At 75.1% G+C, this 22,455-nt stretch carries 17 protein-coding genes; 7 read left to right on the forward strand and 10 right to left on the reverse strand.

Annotated features, from left to right (window positions below; translation table 11 throughout):
* Positions 1–23: 23 nt before the first annotated feature.
* The gene (locus ACFYU0_RS18685) at positions 24–545 is read left to right on the forward strand and encodes a DUF2231 domain-containing protein (protein WP_389302404.1); all 522 of its coding nucleotides are present in this window, start codon (positions 24–26) and stop codon (positions 543–545) included.
* Positions 546–908: 363 nt separating this feature from the next.
* Here ACFYU0_RS18685 and ACFYU0_RS18690 read toward each other — a convergent pair whose 3' ends face one another.
* On the reverse strand, positions 909–1,691 hold the full coding sequence (locus tag ACFYU0_RS18690; RefSeq protein ID WP_389302407.1) for a GntR family transcriptional regulator: 783 nt from the start codon (positions 1,689–1,691) through the stop codon (positions 909–911).
* Positions 1,692–1,856: 165 nt separating this feature from the next.
* Between ACFYU0_RS18690 and ACFYU0_RS18695 the strand changes: the two genes are divergently transcribed.
* Both ACFYU0_RS18695 and ACFYU0_RS18700 read left to right on the forward strand, forming a co-directional pair.
* Complete coding sequence (locus ACFYU0_RS18695; protein WP_389302409.1) at positions 1,857–2,696, forward strand: (2Fe-2S)-binding protein; 840 nt, start codon at positions 1,857–1,859, stop codon at positions 2,694–2,696.
* Between the two features lie 304 nt (positions 2,697–3,000).
* Complete coding sequence (locus ACFYU0_RS18700; RefSeq protein WP_389302411.1) at positions 3,001–4,044, forward strand: DUF2637 domain-containing protein; 1,044 nt, start codon at positions 3,001–3,003, stop codon at positions 4,042–4,044.
* 99 nt (positions 4,045–4,143) lie between these two features.
* On the opposite strand, the gene ACFYU0_RS18705 is transcribed toward ACFYU0_RS18700, so the two are convergent.
* The 3 genes from ACFYU0_RS18705 to ACFYU0_RS18715 form a co-directional block, all read right to left on the reverse strand.
* Positions 4,144–4,596 (reverse strand): ATP-binding protein, encoded by a 453-nt coding sequence (locus ACFYU0_RS18705; RefSeq protein WP_351665623.1) that lies wholly within the window; start codon positions 4,594–4,596, stop codon positions 4,144–4,146.
* 331 nt (positions 4,597–4,927) lie between these two features.
* The gene (locus ACFYU0_RS18710) at positions 4,928–6,670 is read right to left on the reverse strand and encodes a pyruvate dehydrogenase (protein ID WP_389302415.1); all 1,743 of its coding nucleotides are present in this window, start codon (positions 6,668–6,670) and stop codon (positions 4,928–4,930) included.
* 66 nt (positions 6,671–6,736) lie between these two features.
* Entirely contained in the window at positions 6,737–7,819 is a 1,083-nt protein-coding gene (locus ACFYU0_RS18715; protein WP_389302417.1) for a protein phosphatase 2C domain-containing protein, read from the reverse strand.
* A gap of 1,224 nt (positions 7,820–9,043) precedes the next feature.
* On the opposite strand from ACFYU0_RS18715, the gene ACFYU0_RS18720 reads away from it, so the two are divergent.
* Both ACFYU0_RS18720 and ACFYU0_RS18725 read left to right on the forward strand, forming a co-directional pair.
* The gene (locus tag ACFYU0_RS18720) at positions 9,044–10,033 is read left to right on the forward strand and encodes a helix-turn-helix domain-containing protein (RefSeq protein ID WP_389302420.1); all 990 of its coding nucleotides are present in this window, start codon (positions 9,044–9,046) and stop codon (positions 10,031–10,033) included.
* Positions 10,034–10,069: 36 nt separating this feature from the next.
* Positions 10,070–10,552, forward strand: coding sequence for a DUF456 domain-containing protein (locus ACFYU0_RS18725; RefSeq protein ID WP_351665629.1), 483 nt, complete (start codon positions 10,070–10,072; stop codon positions 10,550–10,552).
* 4 nt (positions 10,553–10,556) lie between these two features.
* On the opposite strand, the gene ACFYU0_RS18730 is transcribed toward ACFYU0_RS18725, so the two are convergent.
* The 4 genes from ACFYU0_RS18730 to rsgA all read right to left on the reverse strand — a co-directional run bounded on the left by ACFYU0_RS18730 (position 10,557) and on the right by rsgA (position 15,212).
* Positions 10,557–11,732: a GDSL-type esterase/lipase family protein gene (locus ACFYU0_RS18730; protein WP_389302423.1), complete on the reverse strand. Its 1,176-nt coding sequence runs from the start codon at positions 11,730–11,732 to the stop codon at positions 10,557–10,559.
* A gap of 158 nt (positions 11,733–11,890) precedes the next feature.
* Positions 11,891–12,415, reverse strand: coding sequence for a methylated-DNA--[protein]-cysteine S-methyltransferase (locus ACFYU0_RS18735; RefSeq protein ID WP_351665633.1), 525 nt, complete (start codon positions 12,413–12,415; stop codon positions 11,891–11,893).
* Positions 12,412–13,806 carry a bifunctional transcriptional activator/DNA repair enzyme AdaA gene (locus tag ACFYU0_RS18740; RefSeq protein ID WP_389302801.1) on the reverse strand — a complete coding sequence of 465 codons (1,395 nt, stop codon included), beginning with the start codon at positions 13,804–13,806 and terminating at the stop codon, positions 12,412–12,414. Before ACFYU0_RS18740 ends, ACFYU0_RS18735 begins: the two co-directional genes overlap by 4 nt.
* Positions 13,807–14,108: 302 nt before the next feature.
* Positions 14,109–15,212 (reverse strand): ribosome small subunit-dependent GTPase A, encoded by a 1,104-nt coding sequence (rsgA, locus tag ACFYU0_RS18745; protein ID WP_351665635.1) that lies wholly within the window; start codon positions 15,210–15,212, stop codon positions 14,109–14,111.
* Positions 15,213–15,647: 435 nt separating this feature from the next.
* Between rsgA and ACFYU0_RS18750 the strand changes: the two genes are divergently transcribed.
* Positions 15,648–15,851: a cold-shock protein gene (locus tag ACFYU0_RS18750; protein WP_020943502.1), complete on the forward strand. Its 204-nt coding sequence runs from the start codon at positions 15,648–15,650 to the stop codon at positions 15,849–15,851.
* Positions 15,852–15,938: 87 nt separating this feature from the next.
* Positions 15,939–17,651, forward strand: a complete 1,713-nt coding sequence (locus ACFYU0_RS18755) for a DEAD/DEAH box helicase (protein WP_389302426.1) — start codon at positions 15,939–15,941, stop codon at positions 17,649–17,651.
* A gap of 26 nt (positions 17,652–17,677) precedes the next feature.
* On the opposite strand, the gene ACFYU0_RS18760 is transcribed toward ACFYU0_RS18755, so the two are convergent.
* On the reverse strand, positions 17,678–20,299 hold the full coding sequence (locus ACFYU0_RS18760) for a hypothetical protein (protein WP_389302429.1): 2,622 nt from the start codon (positions 20,297–20,299) through the stop codon (positions 17,678–17,680).
* On the reverse strand, positions 20,296–22,392 hold the full coding sequence (locus ACFYU0_RS18765) for a hypothetical protein (RefSeq protein WP_351665641.1): 2,097 nt from the start codon (positions 22,390–22,392) through the stop codon (positions 20,296–20,298). Before ACFYU0_RS18765 ends, ACFYU0_RS18760 begins: the two co-directional genes overlap by 4 nt.
* Between the last annotated feature and the right edge of the window lie 63 nt (positions 22,393–22,455).

A 22,455-nucleotide genomic window follows, 5' to 3' on the forward strand; every position in this document is an offset into this window, starting at 1 on the left:
CCCGACCCCCTCAGGAGTGCTCGATGAGTCTGGTCAACGGCCTGCCGGCCCATGTGCTGCTGGTCCACATAGTCGTCGTACTGATACCGCTCACCGCCCTGGCCCTGGTGGCCGGCGCGGTGTGGCCGCGGGCCGCCCGGCGGCTGGGCGTGCTGCTGCCCTCGCTCGCCCTGGTCGCGCTGGTCAGCGTGCCGCTGACCACCCAGGCCGGTGAGTGGCTGGAGCGGCACGTCGACGACGACGCGCTGGTACGCCGGCACACCGAGCTGGGCGACGGGCTGCTGCCGTGGGCGCTGGGCCTGTTCGTCCTGGCGGCGGTCGTGTGGTGGTCGGCACGCGGTCCGCGGCGGGAGGGCCGGGACGGCGGCGCGGCGCGGGCCTCCCGGCTCACCTCGCTGCCGCTGCGGATCGTCGTGTCGGTGCTGTCCCTGGCGGTCGCGGCCGGAGCCGTGGTCGACACCTACCGCATCGGCGACTCCGGCGCGAAGGCCGCCTGGCACGACGCCTACTCCAAGAGCGCGCACGGCGAGGACGACGGTTCCTGACCCACGCCTCCCTTCCGGGGGGCGATGGGCCGGACGACCCACTCCGCCCACCGCCGGCCGGCTCGCCCGGCACCCGCCGACGCCCACCGGGCGTTCACCGGCCCCGGACGACGCCCGCCGGATATCCGCCCGCCCTCGGGCAGCGCTCGCCGAGCTTCGGTCAACGGCAGAAGGCGCCCACCGGGCATGCAACTTCCGTCGAGCGGCGCTCATAAGGGGCCGACTGGCGTCCGCCGACCGTCTGGCGGCGCCGGCCGAGCGTCCGTCGACGTCGGGCGGGGCTCGCCGCGCATCCGCCCCTCGGGCAGCAGACGGCAATGGCCGGTCGGCGTCTGGCGGCGCCGGGCGGGTGTTCGGGCGGCTTCAGGCCGCGCCCGCGAAGTGGTCGGCGACCAGGTCTCGCACCACGTCGAGGTCGCGGGCGATCAGTGCGTCCAGGAGTGCCGTGTGCTCGGCGGCGTCGGCCACGAGGTCGGCGCGGCCGTGCCGGACGGGGCCGCCGACCAGCGGCCACTGGGAGCGGCGGTGGAGGTCCTCCGCCATCCGCACGAGCTGCGCGTTGCCCGCGAGGGACAGCACGGCCCGGTGGAAGGCGCGGTCGGACTCCGCGTACGTCGCCGGGCAGTCGGAGGCCGCGGCGCGTACCGTGTCCTCGGCCAGCGGCCGCAGCTCGGCCCAGCGCTCGGCGGGCACCGTGCGGGCCAGCCGCAGCATCACCGGCACCTCCAGCAGCGCCCGCACCTCGGCCAGCTCGGCCAGCTCCCGCGCACCCCGTTCCATGACCCGGAAGCCGCGGTTGGGCACCACCTCGACGGCGCCCTCGAGGGTGAGCTGCTGCATGGCCTCGCGGACCGGTGTCGCGGACACCCCGAAGCGTTCGCCGAGGGCCGGCGCCGAGTACACCTCGCCCGGTCTCAGCTCGCCCGACACCAGGGCCGACCGCAGCGCGTCCAGGATCTGCCCGCGCACCGAGGAGCGCCGCACCGCGGCCCGGGGGCCCGGGATCGGACGCTCGCCGTGGGTGTGCTCGCCCCGCGCCCCGGGCAGGCCGGTGTCCCGCCGCCCGGCCGGCTCGGCCGCCCGCTCCCGCGCCGCGGCCCGGGCCTCGCCGAAGGGGTCGGCGGAGCCCTGCACACCCTGCTTCACGGGGCCTCCTCCGGCTTGTCGGCACTTGGGGTCATTAACGGCGGGTCGTCACTTGTCCGTCAAGCACCATAGGGGCACGACGCGGGTCTTCAAATTCCCCGAAGAATGGCTAAGGTTAGGCTTACCTTTGCACTCGATCCGCGATCAAGGTCCGGTGATCCCGCCATGCCCGCTACGGCCTCGCCGTTCGCCGCCGCGTACGCCCGCCTCACCGCGGCCTACCCGGGACTGACGGTCACCGAGCCGGACCCCGGACGGGCGCTGCCGGAAGGCGGCGGCTGGGTCGGCGCCGCCCGGCTCGCCGAGGGCGGAGCCGGGCTCGACGCCTTCCTCGCCTGGGACGAGGCCCAGGTGCTGCGGGACTACGGCCGGCGGGCCCGCCCCGACGTCGTCGCGAGCTTCGGCCTGCACCGCTACGCCTGGCCGGCCTGCCTGCTGATCACCGTCCCGTGGTTCCTGCACCGCCGGGTGCCCCGGCTGCCCGTGCCGGCGGTCTCGTACGACCGCGCCGCCGGCCGCATGGCCGTCCGCCCCGCCTCCTTCGCCTGCCTGCCGGGCGATCCGGCGGCCGCGCTGCCCGGCGCGGTCGTCGTGCCGGACGAGGAGGCACTGCGGGCCGAGGTGCGGGCGGCCGTCGCCGAGCACCTGGAGCCGGTGCTCGCCGCCTTCGGGCCGCGGATGCGGCGGCGCGGGCGCGCCCTGTGGGGCATGGCGACCGACGAGGTCGTGGAGGGCCTCTGGTACGTCGCCCACCTGTTCGGCCCGGAGGAGGAGCGGCGGGCCGTGCGGGAGCTGAAGCTGCTGCTGCCGGGGGCGACGCTGCCGTACGCCGGCTCGGCGGCGTTCCGCGTGCTGACCGGGCCGGCCGGCGAGCCGCTGGCCACCCGGGACCGGGCGAGCTGCTGCATGTTCTACACCGTGCGCCCGGAGGACACCTGCGCCACCTGCCCGCGCACCCGCGACAGCGACCGGATCTCCAAAGTCACGGCCGCCGTGGCCGCCTGAGCCCTCCTCAGGTGTACCGCTCGCGCCTCCGCGTCCTCTAAGATCATCACGATCGGACCACCGGCCGCGGACAGCTGCTTCACAACTTCCCCACCCGCATCGGGAACTTTCCGGGGAACCATCCGTACGGGTAGTCTTATTCGAACTCAACTCCCGCCCCTCAAGCGGCAGTTCGAGCAGAACGTCGCCCTGGGCATCCCCTTGCACCTCCTTGGCGGCCTCTTGCCCCGAAACCCCCTGAGGGCCGTCCGGAGTGGGCCACTATGGCGGGCGTTACGCCCTATCCCAATGCAAGGGACCCCTGATGAGATTGACCGACATATCGCTGAACTGGCTGCTTCCGGGCGCCGTGCTGCTCCTGGGCCTGGTGGCGGCGGTGGCGGTGCTCGCGCGCGGCAAGCGCTCCTCCGGGGAGAACGCGAGTGCGGACGACTCGTGGGAACGTCAGGAGGAACGCCGCAGGCGCAAGGAGGCCATCTACGGCACGGCCTCCTACGTACTGCTCTTCTGCTGTGCGGCGGTCGCGGCCGCCCTCTCCTTCCACGGCCTGGTCGGCTTCGGTGAGCAGAACCTCGGGCTGACCGACGGCTGGCAGTACCTGGTGCCCTTCGGTCTGGACGGCGCGGCGATGTTCTGCTCCGTCCTCGCGGTGCGCGAGGCCAGCCACGGCGACGCGGCCCTGGGCTCCCGGATACTCGTCTGGATGTTCGCCGCCGCGGCGGCCTGGTTCAACTGGGTGCACGCCCCCCGCGGCATCGGTCACGCGGGCGCCCCGCAGTTCTTCTCGGGCATGTCCCTGTCGGCGGCCGTGCTGTTCGACCGCGCGCTGAAGCAGACCCGCCGGGCGGCGCTGCGCGAGCAGGGCCTGGTTCCCCGCCCGCTGCCGCAGATCCGCATCGTCCGCTGGCTCAGGGCGCCGCGCGAGACCTACAGGGCGTGGTCCCTCATGCTGCTGGAGGGCGTGCGCAGCCTGGACGAGGCGGTCGAGGAGGTGCGCGACGACAAGCGGCAGAAGGACGAGGCGCGCCGGCGCCGGCGTGACCAGCAGCGGGTCGAGCGCGCCCAGCTGCGTGCGATCAGCCGGGGTCACCGCGGCTTCGGCGGACGCGGCGGCGGCCGTCAGGTGGAGGTGCAGGCGGTCGAGCGCGGCTCCGCGCCGGCCACCGCGGAGCCTGCCATATCGGCGCCGGAGGCCCTGCCCGTCCGCTCTCTGCCCTCCCTTCAGCCGGCCCGCAAGGGCGCTGACGCCATCACCGTCGACCTGACCGCGGAGGACGACACGATGGCCCTGCCGCGTCTGGACTCCCTGGAGCGCAAGCTGAAGGACCTGGAACAGCAGTTCGGCTAGCACCGGATCAGGGACCGGGGACTGGGCTCGTCTCGGGACGGGGGCGTGACCGCGCGGGTCACGCCCCCGTCCCGTCTCCGTATCGACCGCCGCCCGGCCTCAGGCGGCCTCGGCGCCGAGTTCGAACCACACCGACTTGCCCACACCGTGCGGCCGTACGCCCCAGGAGTCCGCGAGGGACTCCACCAGGACCAGCCCCCGCCCGTTGGTGTCCTCCCCCGTGTCGGGGGTGCGCGGCAGCGGTCTGCGGGCCACGAAGTCCCGCACCTCCACGCGCAGTCCGCCCGCCGAGACGACGGCGGTCAGTACGGCGTCGCGGTCGGTGTGCACCAGCGCGTTGGTGACGAGCTCGCTGGTGAGCAGTTCGGCTATGTCCGAGCGGCCCGGCCTGCCCCAGTGCCGCAGCAGTTCGCGCAGTTCCCGGCGCGCCTCGGGCACCGCCCTGAGGTCCGCCCGCCCCAGCCTGCGCCGGAGCCGCTGATGGTGCCGCTCGCGTTCGGTGATGGTGCCGGTCTCTTCCCCCGCTTGAGCCGAGGAGGCCCCGATGGTCACGGGACCGCCCCCTCGTGCCTGCCTCTTCATGACCCCCGCCCGCACGTTTCCGGCCCTGCCCCTCCTGGTCGAACACGTTCACGGGGATGCGTTCCCCCCTGCGCCCGCGGGCAGTCCTGGGGTCCGGCCGACGGCCGTGTGTTCGGCCACGGCCGTCGGCGCCTCGCGCACGGCCGGGAACACCGCCGCGATCCCGATTCACCCGGCAGGAGCGCCGTACGGTGCCCCGGGCGCCCCAGGACGGACGGTACGGGACGTGCGGCACCGGCGGCCGGTGCGCCGTCAGGGGCGGTGAAAGTGGCCGGAAAGGACCGTTGTGCGGGACCGTGTCTCAGGGTCTGGGCACGTTGCGGAGGTTGGAGCGGGCCATCTGGACCATGCGGCCGACGCCGCCGTCCAGCACCATCTTCGAGGCGGACAGCGCGAACCCGGTGACCATCTCGGCGCTGATCTTCGGCGGGATGGACAGGGCGTTGGGATCGGTGACGACGTCCACCAGCGCGGGGCCCTTGTGCCGGAAGGCGTCCTTGAGCGCCCCGGCGAGCTGCTTGGGCTTCTCCACCCGCACCCCGTAGGCGCCGCAGGCGCGGGCGACGGCGGCGAAGTCGGGGTTGGTGTTGGCGGTTCCGTACGAGGGCAGACCCGCGACCAGCATCTCCAGTTCGACCATGCTGAGCGCCGAGTTGTTGAACAGCACGACCTTCACCGGCAGGTCGTACTGCACGAGCGTGAGGAAGTCGCCCATCAGCATGGCGAACCCGCCGTCGCCGGACATGGAGACGACCTGCCGGCGCCGGTCGGTGAACTGGGCGCCGATGGCCATCGGCAGCGCGTTCGCCATCGAGCCGTGCGAGAAGGAACCGATGATCCGGCGGCGGCCGTTGGGCGAGATGTAGCGCGCGGCCCACACGTTGCACATGCCCGTGTCGACCGTGAACACGGCGTCGTCGGAGGCGACTTCGTCGAGGACCGCGGCCACGTACTCCGGGTGGACGGGGACGTGCTTGTCGACCTTGCGGGTGTAGGCCTTGACCACGCCCTCCAGTGCGTCGGCGTGCTTCTTCAGCATGCGGTCGAGGAAGCGCCGGTTCGTCTTCTCCTTCACCCGCGGGACGAGGCAGCGCAGGGTCTCGCGCACGTCGCCCCACACGGCGAGGTCGAGCCGGGAGCGCCGGCCGAGGACCTCGGGCCGCACGTCGACCTGGGCGATCTTCACGTCGTTCGGCAGGAAGGCGTTGTACGGGAAGTCGGTGCCCAGCAGGATCAGCAGGTCGCACTCGTGGGTGGCCTCGTAGGCGGCGCCGTAGCCGAGCAGCCCGCTCATGCCGACGTCGAACGGGTTGTCGTACTGGATGAACTCCTTGCCCCTGAGGGCGTGTCCGACCGGGGACTTGATCTTCTCGGCGAACCGCATCACCTCGGCGTGCGCGCCGGCCGTGCCGGCGCCGCAGAAGAGGGTGACCTTGCCGGCCGCGTCGATCATGTCGACGAGCCGGTCGAGCTCCGCGTCGCCGGGCCGGATCGTGGGCCGGGAGGTGACGAGGGCGCTCTCGGCGGCGCGTTCCGGGGCGGGTTCGTCGGCGATGTCACCGGGCATCGAGACCACGCTCACACCGCGCTGCCCGACGGCGTGCTGGATGGCGGTCTGCAGCAGCCGGGGCATCTGCTTGGAGCTGGAGATCAGCTCGCTGTAGTGGCTGCACTCCTGGAAGAGCCGGTCCGGGTGGGTCTCCTGGAAGTAGCCGAGGCCGATCTCGCTGGAGGGGATGTGCGAGGCCAGCGCGAGCACCGGGGCCATGGAACGGTGCGCGTCGTACAGGCCGTTGATGAGGTGCAGGTTGCCCGGCCCGCAGGAGCCCGCGCAGGCCGCGAGCCGGCCGGTGATCTGGGCCTCGGCGCCGGCCGCGAAGGCCGCGGTCTCCTCGTGGCGCACATGGATCCAGTCCACCTCGGAGTGGCGGCGCACCGCGTCCACGACCGGGTTGAGGCTGTCCCCCACGACGCCGTAGAGGCGGCGCACACCGGCCCGGACGAGGATGTCGACGAACTGCTCGGCGACGTTCTGTTTGGCCATGGCTCGTCTGCCCCTTCGGTGTCCCGGGATACGCCCTCCCGGTCCATCAAGTCACAGGGGCGGCGGTTACGCCTCCCACACGGCGGCCGCCGTACGGTCGTCGGCGTAACCCTTCACCCGCACCTGGGCGTCCGCCAGGAACGCGGCGAGGCCGGGCGGGGTGGGCCCGGACCAGCGGCGGGCGAGGTAGGCGCAGAGCGCCGGCTCGCCGCGCAGGGGTTCGGCGAGGCCGCCGGTCGCCATCACGAGGACATCACCCGGGCGGGCTACCGAAGCGCGGAAGCGGAAGGGCTCGCGGGGCGGCTCGGGGGCGGGCTCGAACGGGCTCGGCGGGACCGGGATGCCGAAGTCCATGGTGAGCCGGTCGCCCTCCGGGGTCTCGGCGGGAGCCGAGCCGAAGCCGACGACGGGCGCCCCGGCGGCGCCGCCGGACGGCACGACGGGTTCGATGTCCTGCCACTCGCCGCCGCGCAGCCGGAACAGTCCGCCTTCCCCGGCACCGAAGAACACGCGCGTACGGCAGCCGGGGTCGGCCGGCAGCAGCAGGCAGCGCAGACCGGCGGTGTACTCCTCGGGGTCCAGGCCACGGTCGGCGGCCTCGGCCCGCAGCCGGCCGAGGCCGCGCTCGGTCAACCGCTGCAGACCGGACTTGAGTTCGCCGCGCCGGGCGGCCCGGAGGTCCTCGACGAGCCGCCCGTGACTGCGGCCGACCGCCCGGCCGATCAGCCGGCACGCCTCCGCCGCCACCCGGTGCGCGCCGGGGGCCGCCCGGACGCCGGTCGCCATGGCGACGAGCACCAGCGCCTGTTCGCCCGTGCCGAACCGCGCGGTCAGCAGCGCGTCCCGGCGCGGCTCGCCCCGGTACCGCGCCGAGTCCCCGCGCAGCGACACCGCCCGCAGGGTGCAGGTCCCGTACTGGGCCCCGTCCAGCACGGTGTCCGCCACCTGCTCGGCCAGTTCGTCCGGATCGGCGAGCGGCAGCGCGGTGGGCTCGGGGTCGTAGGTGGGCGGCCCGGAGCCGACGTGGTCGAGGACGGCGGGCGGTGAGGGGATCGCCTGGGGCGCGGTGAGCGGCCGGAGCGAGGAGGCCGCCGGGGGCGCGGGGGCGGCGTGAGCCGGGGGCCGAGGTGTCTTCGGCTCGGCGGGCACGGGCGGAGGTGCCGCGGGCCCGGGGGGCACTGCAGGAGGTGTCGCGGGCTCGGCGGGCACGGCCGGGTACGAGGGAGCCGCGTCGGCGGGAGCCGGGGGTGCCATCGGCTCTGCGGGCACGCGCGGGGGTGCCGCGGGCCCGACGGGCACGGGCGGGGGTGCCGCGGGCTCGGCGGGCACTGCGGGAGGCGCCCCAGGCTCGGGGGACGCTTCAGGAGGGTTCGCAGGCTCGGGCGGCACGGCGTGGGGCGCGGCGTGGGCCGGAGGCGGGGGTGCCATCGGCTCGGCGGACACTGCAGGAGGTGCCCCAGGGTCAGGCGGCACGGCATGGGGCGCGGCGTGGGCGGGAGCCGGAGGTGCCATCGGCTCGGCGGGCACGGGCGGGGGTGCCGCAGGCTCAGGAGGCACTGCGGGCGCCTCCGCAGGCTCGGCGGGCATGGCCGGAGGTGCCGCGGGCTCGGGCGGCGTGGCGGGGGGTGTCGCGAACTCGGGTGGTACGGCCGGGGGTGCCTTCGGCGGGCCCGGGGCGCGTTGGGCCGGCACCCCGCGGTCCAGGGACGCGCGGTCGGGGAACGGGCGCCCCGCGGGCGCTGACTCGGACGGCGGCCGGTCGGGTGGCGCCTGCGCGGGCGGCCGGGTGTCGCCGGGCTCCGTGGGTGAGCCGGGGCTCCCACTCCCCCCGGGCCGCTCCCCCACCGCGTTCCTGGCCGAGGTGAAGCGGTCGTCCAGGGAGTCGGGGGCCGGTGTGGGCCCCGTGTCCTCTTTGGAGTCGTCGTACAGCTGTCCCCACCAGTCGTCGTCATGACGGGCGGGCCTGCCCCCCTGCTGGCTCATGCCCCTAATTGTCCACCGCACGGGCCGTATGGAAACGGGGTGCGGGGAAATTCCGGCGTCGGCGCCCGCGCTGGCACGGATCGGCGGGGTATGCCCCGAACTGCCTTACGGAGAAAGCGTGATGGCCGCCGAGCGGTCCCACCCCCCACGGGAGGACCGCCCGGCGACGTTCCGGGGGACCGGGCAACGCCGGCCGAGTGGCCGGATCCGGCCGGATCATGCAGGGAAATCCTGGGCGGGGCTGTGCGCCGCCGGCCCGACCGGGTGTCCGCCCGTGCTGATCACCCTGGCAGAGTGACCGCTGGTACGGCGATGATGTGCGGCGGCGGGTTTGCGACGTGGCCGGTTCCCGCCATCAGGACTGTTCTCAGGAAAGGGGAACGCGGCTCGATGCTGGCAGCGATAGGGCTGGACGAGTTCCACGAGTCGGCGTACCGGGCGCTGGTGTCCGTGGGCGCCGCCGAGGTGGCCGATCTGGCGCGGCGGCTGTCGCTGGCCGAACCGGACACCGAGCGCGCGCTGCGCCGGCTGGAGGGGCACGGCCTGGCCGCCCAGTCCCCCGCGCGGCCGGGCCGCTGGGTGGCGGCGCCGCCCGGGGTGGCGCTGGCCGCGCTGCTGACGCAGCGGCGGCACGAGCTGGAGAAGGCGGAGCTGACGGCGGCGCTGCTCGCCGAGGAGTACCGGGCCACGGCGGCCGAGCCGGAGGTGCACGACCTGGTGGAGGTGGTGACCGGCGCCTCGGCGGTGGCCCAGCGCTTCCTGCAGATGCAGCTCGGCGCCACCGAGGAGGTGTGCGCGCTGGTCACCGGCAACCCGATGGTGGTCTCCGGGATGGAGAACGACGCGGAGGAGCAGGCGGCCGGCCGCGGGGTCCGCTACCGGGTGGTGGTGGAGCGCGCGGTGCTGGACCTGCCGCACGGGCTGACCGAGCTGACGGCGGCGCTGGGCCGCGACGAGCGGGTGCGGGTGCTGGACCGGGTGCCGACGAAGCTGGTGATCGCCGACCGGTCGCTCGCCATGGTGCCGCTGACCACCAGGACGGTGGAGCCGGCCGCGCTGGTGGTGCACGCGAGCGGACTGCTGGAGCTGCTGGCGGGCCTGTTCGACTCGGTGTGGCGTGAGGCGCTGCCGCTCCGGCTGGCCGCCTCGGGGGTGGCCGTGCAGCAGCAGGACGGGCCGGACCCCACCGACCTCGAGGTGCTGTCGCTGCTGCTGGCCGGGCTCACCGACGCGAGCGTGGCCAAACAGCTCGACCTGGGCCTGCGGACCGTGCAGCGCCGGGTGAAGCGGCTGATGGAGCTGGCCGGGGTGACGACCCGGCTGCAACTGGGCTGGCACGCCTACGAGCGGGGCTGGGTGTCCCGCGACGATTCCCCCTGACCTGCGGTTTCTTCTCGTCTCGGGCAGGCTGGGCAAATGGGAGCGTGGGAACTCCTGCTGGTCGGCGTGGTGATCGCGCTCGGTCTGTGCGGAGTGCTGGTGCCCGGGGCGCCCGGGTCCTGGCTGGTGTGGGCCGCGGTCCTGTGGTGGGCGCTGAAGGACCCGCGGCCCGTGGCCTGGGCGGTGCTGGTGGGCGCGACCGGGGTGCTGCTGCTGTCGCTGGTGGTGCGCTGGGCGCTGCCGCCGCGCCGGCTGCGGGCGAGCGGCGCCACGCCGGGCCTCGCCGGGTACGCCGGGACGGGCGCCGCCCTCGGCTTCGTGCTGCTGCCGGTGCTCGGCGCGCTGCCGGGTTTCCTCGCCGGGATCTACCTGCACGAGCGGCTGCGGCTCGGCGGGCACGGCGAGGCGGTGTCGGCGCTGCGCGCGACCATGCGGGCGGGCGGCGCCGATGTGTTCGCCGAGCTGTACGCCTGCCTGCTGATCGCGGGCGCGTGGCTGGGCGCGGTGGTGTGGGGCTGAGCGGTCAGCGGGCGAGCGCAGCGGCGACGGTGTCGGCGATCGCGCGCATGCCGGCGTCGTTGAAGTGCAGGTGGTCGCCGGGGTCGTAGCCGGGCAGGATGCGCTCGGGCCGGGCCGGGTCGCGTACGGCGGCGTCGGCGTCGGCGACGGCGTCGAAGGCGCCGCCGGTGCGGATGAAGGCGTTGACCCGCTGCCGTACGGCCTCGCCGGCCGCCGTGTACGCGCCGTACCCCGCGTACGGCGTGAGGGTGACGCCGACGACCCGGACGCCGCGGGCGTGGGCTCGGGCGACGAGGGTGCGGTACGCGGCGGCGAAGGCGGCGGGATCGTCCGCCACGGGGGTGCCCTTGATGTCGTTGACGCCCTCCAGCACGACCATGACCCGTACCCCGGCCCGGTCCAGGGCGTCGGCGTCCAGCCGGGCCAGGGCGCTCGGCCCGGTGCCGTCGCGCAGCAGGCGGTTGCCCCCGACCCCGGCGTTGAGTACGCCGAGGCGCCCGAGCCGTTCGGCGAGCCGGTCCGGCCAGCGGCGGTTGGCGTCGGGGGTGGAGCCCTGGCCGTCGGTGAGCGAGTCGCCGAACGCGACGACGCTGTCCGCGGCGGTGCCGAGGACATCGACGCCGGTGACGTAGTACCAGGAGCCGGTCGCCAGGGTGTAGGCGGCGCCGGTCTCGTCGGCCGCGTGGCCGGTGCCGCCGGGGGCCAGGTAGCTGGTCTGCAGGGCGGTGCGGTGGAACGTCGCGGGGCCGGAGTCGCCCGGGGTGAGGACGGTGACCAGCAGATCGGCGGCGGCCGGCACGGTCAGCGCGACGGGGTCGGTCAGCACGTCCCGGCCGGGCTGGACGGTGGCCGTCGGCGCGCCCTGGAAGGTGGCGGTGCGCAGGGTACCGGGTACGGCGTCCGGGCTCGCGGCCCGCCGCAGCGCCACCGTGACCGCGCCGAGCCTGAGGGGCGCGGTGCCGAGCCGGTTGCTGAGCCGGATGCGTACGGCGCCGCCGCCGACGCTGAGATGGACGACGTTGCGGAAGGCGGCGCCGGGCAGCGCGGCGGCGGTGCCGGACGGCGCCGCCTCCCAACTGCCCGTCCAGTGCGGCGCGGTGGTCCCTGCGACGGCCCTGGCCGTCGTACCCGGCACCATCGCGAGCAGCAGCGCCGCGAGCACCCGCCCGGCCTTGACCATGTACCGCCCGCCCTTCCCACGACCCGTCGCAGGCGACCGTGCCACAGGGCGGACGCGCGGCACCGGAGCGGCACCGGAGTCCACCCGCTCGGCGTAGAGCGGTACGCGGGGCCGTGGGCAGGGGGCCGGTTCCCGGCCGGGGCCGGCCGGCGTGGCCGCTACCGGGTCACCGGGGCGGCGCCGGGGCCGGCTCCGGGCAGGCCCTTCTCCAGGTTCAGCAGCAGGAGCTTCCGGTCGAGGCCGCCCGCGTAGCCGGTGAGGGCGCCGCCCGCGCCGACGACGCGGTGGCAGGGCCGCAGGACGAGGAGGGGGTTGGCGCCGATCGCGCCGCCGACGGCGCGGACGGCGGCGCGGGGCGCGCCGATGCGGGCGGCGATCTCGCCGTAGGTGGCGGTGGCGCCGTACGGCACGGTGTCGAGGGCGTCCCACACCCGCCGCCGGAACTCGGTGCCGTGGGCGCGCAGGGGCAGCCGGAACTCGGTCAGCTCACCGGCGAAGTAGGCGGCCAGCTGCTCCTCGGCGGCCCGGAAGGGGCCCGGGTCCTGCCGCCAGCCGGGCTCGACGGTCCGGCCGCCCTTCTGCCCGGGCACGGACAGCGAGGTGAGGGCGCCGTCCGGGCCGGCGGTGAGCAGCAGCCGTCCGAGCGGGGTGTCCAGGGCCGTCCAGTGGGTCAGGTCCGTCACGGGGTCAACTCTCCTGTGGTGCGCAGGTGCTGGATGGCGTACGACCGCCAGGGCCGCCAGGCGTCGGGGGTGTCGAGGCCGGGCGGGGCCACGTCGGGATCGCCGAGGGCGCGGACGCGGAGCGCGGCGGCCACGGCGGGGTCCATGCCGGGCAGGGCGAGCAGCGCCCTGTGGGCGTCGTCCCGGTCGGCGCCCGGGTCCAGCCGTACGGTGCCGTCGGCGAGGGCCGCGGCGAGCGCGCCGAGCGGGCCGCCCGGCTCGGCCTCGGCGAGTGCGGCGGGCTCCGGGAAGAGGTGGGTGAGGGTGCCGCAGGGCGCGTCGAGCGCCTTGCCGTACCGCCGCACCAGCCGCTCGGCGCCGGCCGGCCCGGCGAGAGCGTGTACGGCGGGCTCCAGGGGGTCGACGGCCCCGGGTGAGCGCAGGCCGGGGCGGGCGGCGACCAGCGGGGCCAGCCGGGGGTCGGCGGAGAGCCGCTCGTCGACCGCGTACGGGTCGGCGTCGAGGTCGAACAGCCGGCGTACCCGCTGCACGGCGGTGGTCAGGTCCCGGAGGTCGGTGAGGTGCAGTCGCGCCTCCAGCCAGCCGCCCTGATGCGTGCCGCCGCCCGGTTTCGGGCCTCGGGCGCGCTCCTCGACGGCGACGATCCCGGTGCCGTGGGGCAGCCGCAGGGTGCGCCGGTAGGTGCGGGCGCCGGGGGCGCCGGTCACCTCCTCGACGCCGGGCACGGCCTCCCGGGCGAGCTGGTCGAAGACGGCGGCGGACTGGTACGGGCCGCGGTGGGCGAGCCGCAGCGGGATGCCCGCGCCCGGCGTGGCCCGGCGGGCGCCCCGGCCCCGGGGCGCGGCGGCCCGCACCCCGGTGGGCGTGGCGTCGTAGACCGCGCGGATGGTGTCGTTGAACTGGCGCACGCTGGCGAACCCGGAGGCGAACGCGATCTCGGTGATCGGCAGGTCGGTGGTCCGCAGCAGGGTCCGTGCGGTGTGCGCCCGCTGGGCGCGGGCGAGCGCCACGGGTCCGGCGCCGAGTTCGGTGGTGAGCTGGCGCTGCACCTGCCGGGCGCTGTACCCGAGCCGGGCGGCCAGTCCGGCGACGCCCTCGCGGTCCACGACGCCGTCGCCGATCAGGCGCATGGCCCGGCCGACCACGTCCGCGCGGACGTTCCACTCCGCCGATCCCGGCACGGCGTCCGGCCGGCACCGCCGGCAGGCCCGGAACCCGGAGCCCTGCGCGGCGGCGGCCGTGCGGAAGAACCGCACGTTGGAGCGCTTCGGGGTGACCGCCGGGCAGCTCGGTCGGCAGTAGATGCCGGTGGTCTCGACGGCGAAGAAGAACGCCCCGTCGAACCGTCCGTCCCGGCTGCGCACCGCCTGGTACCCGCTGTCCTCGTCCATCACGTGTCCCAGTGTGACCCGCCCGGCGGAGGCGGGCTGGCGGGAATCGGACACGCAGGTGGGCGGAGGGGGGGCGGTACGGACGGCGCCGGCCGGGGCGGCTCGCGGCCCCGGCCGGCGGGCGGCTAGGTCGTGTCCGCAAAGTCGCGTCGTTCGCCCGCAGGGCGGGCGTCGCGGCGTCCGGTGCGTGCTCTCGGCGTGCCGGCCGGATGCCCTCGTACTGGGTGTACTCGGGCTTTCGGCCGGTGCGGCGAGAGTGCGTGCCGGGCGTCGTGACGCAGACGCGACTTTGCGGACACGGGCTAGGCCCAGCGGCCGCGCTTGGCCTCCATGGCGGCCCTGCCCTGCGCCCCCTTCCGCTTCCAGTCCTTCCTGATCTCGGCGCGCAGACGGGCGTCCGTCTTGGCGACGATCCACTGGTTCTCCCGCAGCAGCTTCCGGTAGCTCTCCAGCCGCCGGACCGGGAGGTCCCCGGCGTCCACCGCTGAGCGCACCGCGCAGCCGGGCTCGCTCTCGTGCGCGCAGTCCTGGAACCGGCACCGCTCGGCCAGCTCCTCGATCTCGGCGAACACCTGCCCGACCCCGCTCTCCGCGTCGAACAGTCCGACGCCGCGCAGCCCGGGGGTGTCGATCAGCACACCGCCGGAGGGCAGCGGCAGCAGGTTGCGGGTGGTCGTGGTGTGCCGGCCCTTGCCGTCGACGTCCCGGGCGGCCTTCACGTCCATGACGTCCTCGCCGACCAGGGTGTTGGCGAGGGTGGACTTGCCGGCCCCGGACTGCCCGAGCAGCACGGTGGTGCCGCCGCCGACGAGCGCGGTGAGCACGTCGAGGCCGTCACCGTGCAGGGCGCTCACGGTGAGCACGGGCACGCCGGGCGCGGTCGTCTCGACGTCCTGGACGAGATGGGCCAGCGTCACCGGGTCCGGCACCAGGTCGGCCTTGGTGAGCACGACCACCGGCTGCGCGCCGGACTCCCAGCCCAGCGCCAGGAACCGCTCGACGCGCCCGAGGTCGAGTTCGACGGCGAGGGACACGGCGACGACGACGTGGTCGACGTTGGCCGCGAGGACCTGCCCCTCGGACCGCTTGGAGGAGGTCGACCGGACGAAGGAGGTACGGCGGGGCAGCAGCGTCCGCACGTAGCGCGGATCGCCGCCCTCCGGGTCGACGGCGGCCCAGTCCCCCGTGCACACGACCTTCATCGGGTCGCGGGGGACGACGAACTCGGTGTCGGCGCGGACGACGCCGGCCGGGGTGACGACGTCGCACTGACCGCGGTCGACCCGCACGACGCGGCCGGGCAGGAGGCCCTGCTCGGCATAGGGGGCGAACTCGGCTTCCCAGCCCTCGTCCCAGCCGTAGCCGGCGAGAGGGTGCGACGAAACCGAGGAAGAGGAGTGATTCAAGGGGAACCCTTCACAAGGGCGGCCCCGGCTCCGCGCGTGTGCGCGCTGTGGAGGGAAAGGTCAGCCGGAGGCCACGGAGGTGGAGTGGATGATCTTCTGGTTGCGGGCAGCACCCGTCACAGAGACAGCCATCGGTCACACCTCCCGTTCCTCGTCCGGTCGACAGCGGCGGCCAACGGCCGCCGTGCGAAGCGGTCTTCACTCTAGGGGGGCGCACACCCGGACGCCAGCGGTTTATCCGCCCGCGCCCGACGGCCCCGGTGTCGGGGCGGACTCGTGGGGACGGTCCGCGGGAGTGTGCTACGGTTGACGCAGTTGCAGTTGTGGTACCCATGAATTCATGTGCGCCTGACGGGAATGTTTCTCCTAGCAGGCGCATTATTTGTTTTTCCGGCATCTCCGGATGGGGCCTCTGCCTACCAGAAGGAGAAAGTCATGGCTCAGGGAACCGTGAAGTGGTTCAACTCTGAAAAGGGTTTCGGCTTCATCGCGCAGGACGGCGGCGGCCCCGACGTCTTCGCCCACTACTCGAACATCGCGACCCAGGGCTTCCGTGAGCTCCAGGAGGGCCAGCGAGTCAGCTTCGACGTCACGCAGGGCCAGAAGGGCCCGCAGGCGGAGAACATCGTTCCCGCCTGATCGCCGGACACGTACCCGCTCACCGGGGCCCGCACCGTCATGGTGCGGACCCCGGTTTGTGCTGTTTTCAGGAAGGCAGACAACCGCATGTCCCGCAGACCCCAGAAGTCGAACCGGCGCGCCTCGTCAACCCCACCGTCCGCGTCGTCGCCGAGGGATTTCCGGCTGCCGGAGAGCACGACACCCGCACTTCCCGCCGTCGAGGACTTCGCCGGTCTGGACATGCCGGCGGCCCTGCTGAAGACGCTCACCGCGCAGGGCGTGACCACCCCCTTCCCCATCCAGGCCGCCACGCTGCCCAACTCGCTCGCCGGCCGTGACCTGCTGGGGCGGGGCCGCACCGGCTCCGGCAAGACCCTCGCGTTCGGCCTGGCGCTGCTGGCCCGCACCACCGGGCTGCGCGCACAGCCCAAGGCGCCCCTCGCCCTCGTGCTGGTGCCCACCCGCGAGCTCGCCCAGCAGGTGACGGACGCGCTGACCCCGTACGCGACGGCCGTCAACCTCCGGCTGGCCACCGTGGTCGGCGGACTGTCCATCACCAAGCAGGCCGGCACGCTGCGGCGCGGCGCCGAGGTGGTCGTGGCTACTCCGGGCCGCCTCAACGACCTCGTGGAACGCGGGGACTGCGTGCTCGACGACGTGCGCATCACGGTGCTGGACGAGGCCGACCAGATGACCGACATGGGCTTCCTGCCGCAGATCACCAAGCTGATCCAGCGCGTACGGCCCGACGGGCAGCGCATGCTCTTCTCGGCCACCCTGGACCGCAACATCGACCGTCTGGTGCAGCGGTTCCTGACCGACCCCGTGGTGCACTCCGTGGACCCGTCGGCGGGAGCGGTGACCACCATGGAGCACCATGTGCTCCACGTCCTGGACGGCACCGACAAGGAGGCCGTCACCACGCGCATCGCGGCCCGTGACGGCCGGGTCATCCTCTTCCTCGACACCAAGAGGTCCGCGGACCGGCTCGCCAAGCGGCTGCTGGCCGTCGGCGTCCGCGCGGCGGCCCTGCACGGCGGCCGCTCCCAGCCGCAGCGCAACCGCACGCTGGAGCAGTTCAAGACCGGCCGGGTCACCGCGCTGGTGGCGACGAACGTCGCGGCCCGGGGCATACACGTCGACGACCTCGACCTCGTCGTGAACGTCGATCCGCCCACCGACCACAAGGACTACCTGCACCGGGGCGGCCGTACGGCCCGCGCCGGCGGCTCCGGCAGCGTGGTCACGCTGGTCCTGCCCGAGCAGAAGCGGGACATGACCCGGCTCATGTCGGACGCGGGCATCCGCCCCCGGACGGCCCGGGTGAAGTCGAGCGACCCCGAACTGGTCACCATCACGGGCGCCCGCGAGCCCTCCGGCGTGCCCGTCACCATCGAGGTGCCCCAGCCGGCGACGCCGGCCTCCTCCCGGCCGGACCGGAAGACCGGCACCGAGCGCGGCCGTTCCGGTCGCCGACGGCGCGGCGGCGGGGCCGCAGCGGCGGCCGGCACGGCCGCCACGACGGGCAGCCGGGGCTCGGACCGCCGGTCCGCCGCGGGCGCGGCGGCGACCGGTGACGCTCCGGCGGCCGGCGGGCGCGGCTCCGCGCGCCGTACCGGGTCGCCGCGGGCAGCGGGTGGCGCCGGCGGCGCGGGCGGCCGGGCCGGCGACCGCCGGGCCGCGGCCGGTTCCACGGCCGGCGCCTCGTCCGGCAAGGACTCCCGGGGATCCAGGCGGCGCACAGGGTCCGGCGGCTCCGCAGGCACCGCGGGCGGCGGCTCCGACCGCCGGGGCGGCCGTCGCACCTCGGCCACCTAGCCGGCCGCGCCTCCGTCCCGGGCCCCTCAGACCAGGATCAGCACGAGCGCGATCATCACGGCGATCAGTCCGAGGAAGCCTCCGATCACACACCCCGGATTGCTCGTCAGGTCGGCGAACCGGTCCCGGGCCGAGGAGGGCGGCCCGGTGCCCTCCGGCGACTCGACCGTGCCCGAGGGCGCCCGGTGGGCCGGCCGGGCGGTGGACGGCCGGGCCGTGGGCGGTGGCGGCGGGACGGCGGACACCGCGCCGCTCCGGAAGGTGTCCCGCAGGAGCTGGCTCCACAGGACCGGCGGCAGGTCGGGGGCCTGTCCGTGCTCCGGTTCGACGAAGGTCTGCCAGAGCCAGTTCCCCGTGGTGGCGTGCCGGTCCCGGCTCATGCGGTAGAACAGCTCCCGCAGATCGGGCAGATAGCGCTCGTCCCGGACCAGCGGCGCCACGGCCCAGTGGAAGACCCGGGCGGCCCGCTCGGCCATCGCGGTCCTCGACAGCGCGGGCTCGGCGCCGGCCTCCTGCGGGGCGAAGTACAGGTTCCGCTTCAGTACTTCGGCGCACAGCGCGTGCCGTGTCTCCGGGCGGCGCGCCCGGACCCGGTCCGGTCTTCCCAGTTCGGTGAGCACCGCGTCGAGCGCGTCCGGGGAGAGTCGGTCCGAGCGGAGTTCGTCCAGCAGGACCTCGTCGGACCGCCTGCCGATCTCCGCCGTCGGGTACCGGTGCCCGCGCGGTTCGCGGTGGAGGGCGCCGGTGTCACCGACGTCCGTGGCGGCCGCCGGGGCGGTGTCGAAACCGTCGGGGAGCGACAGCGCCGGGGGCCTGTTCGTCCCGTACTCGGTCGACGCGGCGGGGGCGGCCTGCTCGGGTCCGGGCGTGGACGGGTACCCGGGTGCGGGTGCGGAGCCTGGGGCTTGTACGGGCCTGGGTGGAGCGACCTGCTCGGGGGCGCGCGGGCCCCGCGGCGGAGACCCGGGCGGGCCGGCGGGACGGAACTCCGGCCCACGCGGCGGGACGGGCTCGCGCGACGGTGCCGGTTCACGCGGCGGCATGGGTCCACGCGAGGCAGGTTCACGCGACGGCTGCGGCTCGCGCCGTGCATCCGGTTCTTGCGCCGGAGCCGGCTCGCGCCATGAAGCCGGTTCACGCGGCGGATGCGGCTCGCGCCACGGAGCCGGTTCGTCCGAGGACGGTTCGCGCACCGGGTCGGGTGCGTGAAGCGGGCGGGGGTCGCGTACCGGGTCGGGTGCGTACGCCGGGCCGGGATCGCGCACCGGACCGGCTGGGTGCACCGGCCCGGTATCGCGCGCTGGATCTGGTGCATGCGCCGGACCGGAATCACGCACCGGACCGGCACCACGTCCCGGGCCGGTATCGCGCACCGCATCAGGCGCGTGCGCCGAACCGGGATCACGTACCGGACCGGGTGCGTGCGCCGAACCGGGCTCGCGCACCGGACCGGCACCACGTCCCGGGCCGGGATCGCGCCCCGGACCGGGTGCATGCGCCGGACCGGAATCACGCACCGGACCGGCACCACGTCCCGGCCCGGGATCGCGCCCCGGACCGGGTGCATGCGCCGGACCGGAATCACGCACCGGACCGGCACCACGTCCCGGGCCGGGATCGCGCCCTGGGCCTGGTGCGTGCGCCGGACCGGGATCGCGTACCGGACCCGATTCGGGTGCAGGTCCGGGATCGTGTGGCGGTGCGGGCTGGTGGCGGGGGCGGGCGGGCGGGCGGCCCGCGCCGAGGACGTCCCGCAGCCGGGCGCGGCGCCGCTCCCAGTCGAGGGCCGCGCCGTCGGCGAGGCCGTCGACCAGTTGCGGCACGCCGGCGGGCGCGTCCGGGTTGGCGAGGAGATGCTCCACCAGCCGGGAGGCGGCCCAGTGTTCGACGCCGGGCCGGGCCGGCCGGCGGCCCATGACCCGGGCCAGTGGGCCCGAGCCGCCCGTGTCCGGTTCCCAGCGCGGGACTGCCATCAGCCGCAGCGGGTGGGTGTCCACGGTGTCGTAGGTGGCGAACGTCCACTCCTGACGCAACCAGGAGTGGAAGATCAGGAACAGCCCGAGGTAGACCAGCGGCACCCGGTCCGCGTCCGGCCAGTCGCGCGGCGGCCGGTCCTCCAGGAGCAGCGAGACCCGCTGGTCCGGATCGCGGAGCAGCTCGGCGGTGGCCAGGATCAGCGCGTTCTGGACGCCGGGCAACGCGTCGAGCATGCCGGGCAGCCGTCTGAGCGCCAGCTCGTCGAGTTCCGCGCAGTCGATCACGGACTGCGGCCCCTTCGCCTGTTCCGCCTTCTGCTGGGAGCCCCAGCCCCGGTGCGCCAGACCCAGGCACTGGCGGGTCATCAGAACCCGGGGGTCGCCGAAGAGGACATGGCTGACCGTGGACGGCCGGCCGCCCCGGTCGGTGGTGGGCCAGCGCTGGACGAGCATGACGTCGCCGTCGCTGGACAGGGTGCGCACGACGCTCGGCCGCGCGGCCGCCGCGCCGGACACCCAGAGCAGCCGGCCGAGTTCCTGGCCCAGCCGTTCGGCGCGTTCGGGCGAGCAGGAGTGGGCGACGGCGCTCATCCCGGTGCCCTGGCGGCCGTGGTTGCCGTCCCAGCGGAAGACGACCTGGTGCACCGTGCCCCGGTCCTGGAAGCCGTTCACTGATGTTCCCCTCCCCGGGAAGAACCCCCGGCTCCCCCGGCTCTCGGTGCTTCCCCCCACGCCACCGTCTCGAGCACGGGCGCCTCCCCCACCGCCAGCGCCTCGGCGCCGCCCGGCACGTCGATCAGGCCGTGCATGGCCAGCAGCGCCAGCAGCGGCTCCAGCACCCGCCGGGGCCCGGCGCCCGCCGGATAGCGGCCCTGGGCCTCCTGTCCCCCGGTGGCGGACGCGATGTGCAGGGTGCACCGGCGGATCGCGTCGAAGGGGCGCAGCCAGGCCTGCCCGGCGTGCCGGCGCAGCAGTCCGTACACGTCCCGGCTCTCCTCCAGGATCGGCGCCGGGTCGAGCGACGTGGCGGGCGGCCGGGCGAGCCAGCGGTCGACGGGCGGCTGGAACCTGAGCAGGTCCGCCTTGCCGAGCACCATCGCCGCCGGCACCTCCAGGTACGGGCCGTTCTTCGGCAGCCGGTCGAGGACGGTGCCGAAGGCGAGGTCGCCGCCCCGGTTCACCTCGACGTCAAGGCGCTCCCTGACGTGGTCGAGCTGGGGCAGCGGCAGGGCCAGCGCCGGGTCGACCACGAAGATCAGGGCGTCGACGCCGAGCAGGAACCGCAGCGCCGCGTCGGTGCGTACGAGGTCCTCGCCGCCGAGGTCGAAGAAGGCCACCGGACGCACCTGGCCGCGCGCGTCGGTGATCAGCAGCGACTCCACGAAGCGGGCGAAGTCGTCCAGGCCGAGGGCGGCCGTGTGGTCCAGGACCCGGCCGCTGCGCAGCGGCTGCACCCGCTCCCGGACGAACCGCGCGTGCTGTTCGAGGTTGACGGGCTGCCAGTTGAGGCCGAACGGCTTCAGACCGCCGTCGGTGACGGCCGCGATCATCTGGGTCAGCAGATGGCTCTTGCCGGTGGAGGACTGGCCGACCATCGCGACGGTCAGCGGGCGGCCGTACGTCAGGTAGGGCACCGGGATGAAGTGCTCGGGGAAGTCCGGGTCGGCCGTGCACTTCTGGACGGCGCCGCGCATGATGTCGTGCCGCCGCAGCGGGTTGTTGATGCCGGCCGGGTCCAGCGGCTGGTACTGCATCCTGCTGTCGGTGACGAACAGCGCGCCGAGGTCGAGCTGGATGGTCTCCAGGCAGTAGGGGCACAGCACTTCGCCGTTGCCCGGGCCCGCCGTCCCGGCACCGTCCTCGGAACGGACCACCGGCGCCTGCCGCTTGAGCCGCAGCGCCTCCTCGAAGGACTCCCGGTGCGGGCGCTCCTCGTCGGCGGGCAGGGTGACCCGGACCCGGCGGGCGGCGCCGGGCGCGAGGAGTTCGAGCAGTTGGGCGGGGGTGGGCCGGTCGGCGGCGCGCGGGGCGAAGGCCGAGCGCAACGTCCGGTCGAGCGCCCGGTGTTCACCGAGGTCGGCGGGGGCACGGTCGGCGGGTCCGGGCCGTCCGGTCACCAGCCGGTAGAGCACCTGGGCCGCGCTCCACACCGCGTCCCGCGGGTCGGCGAGCCCTTCGCCCCGCCGCTGCTCGGGCGAGCAGAAGGGCGGCCGGCCCCACGGCACCCGGGGCCGGCCGGTCCGGGTCACCGCCTCCAGCCCCCAGAGCTGGACCCGGGAGCCGTCCCAGAGCACGGTGGCGGGCGAGAGGCCGCGCGGCACCAGGCCCTGGTCGGCCAGCAGGCACAGCGCGAGCATCAGGTCCCTGGTGAGGCGCTGCTGGTCGGTGGCGGCCATGACGTGAGTGCGCGCGGCGGGGACGCCCCGGGGCGCCGCGTACAGCAGGAACGGCTCGGCGGCGTCCGGTTCGTAGCCGATGATCCGCGGGAAGAGCGTCGCGTACTCGGTGTCGTCGAGCACGCGGTGCAGGTGCAGCGCGGTGCCCGCCTCGGTGTCCAGCAGGGCGCGGGCCGCCGGGTTGGCGGCCTCGGCGGCGCCCAGCCGCACCTGCAGGCACTGCTGCAGCTCGTCGTCGAGCACGCAGTTGCGGATGATCTGGGGCAGCAGCCGGTCGCGCCGGGACTCGGGCCCGAAGCGGGCGGGGGTGACGCGGCGCCGGCCCGAGGGCAGGGTGAACGCGAGCTTGTCCGGGGGCGAGCTGGTCACCGGCGGTCCTCTCTTTCGTGCGCGTGCACCGGGCCGTACCGGTGCGGGGTGGTGCGGCCGGGG

Origin of the sequence: Streptomyces sp. NPDC003720 (genome assembly GCF_042875075.1) — a bacterium.
Taxonomy (GTDB): Bacteria; Actinomycetota; Actinomycetes; order Streptomycetales; family Streptomycetaceae; genus Streptomyces.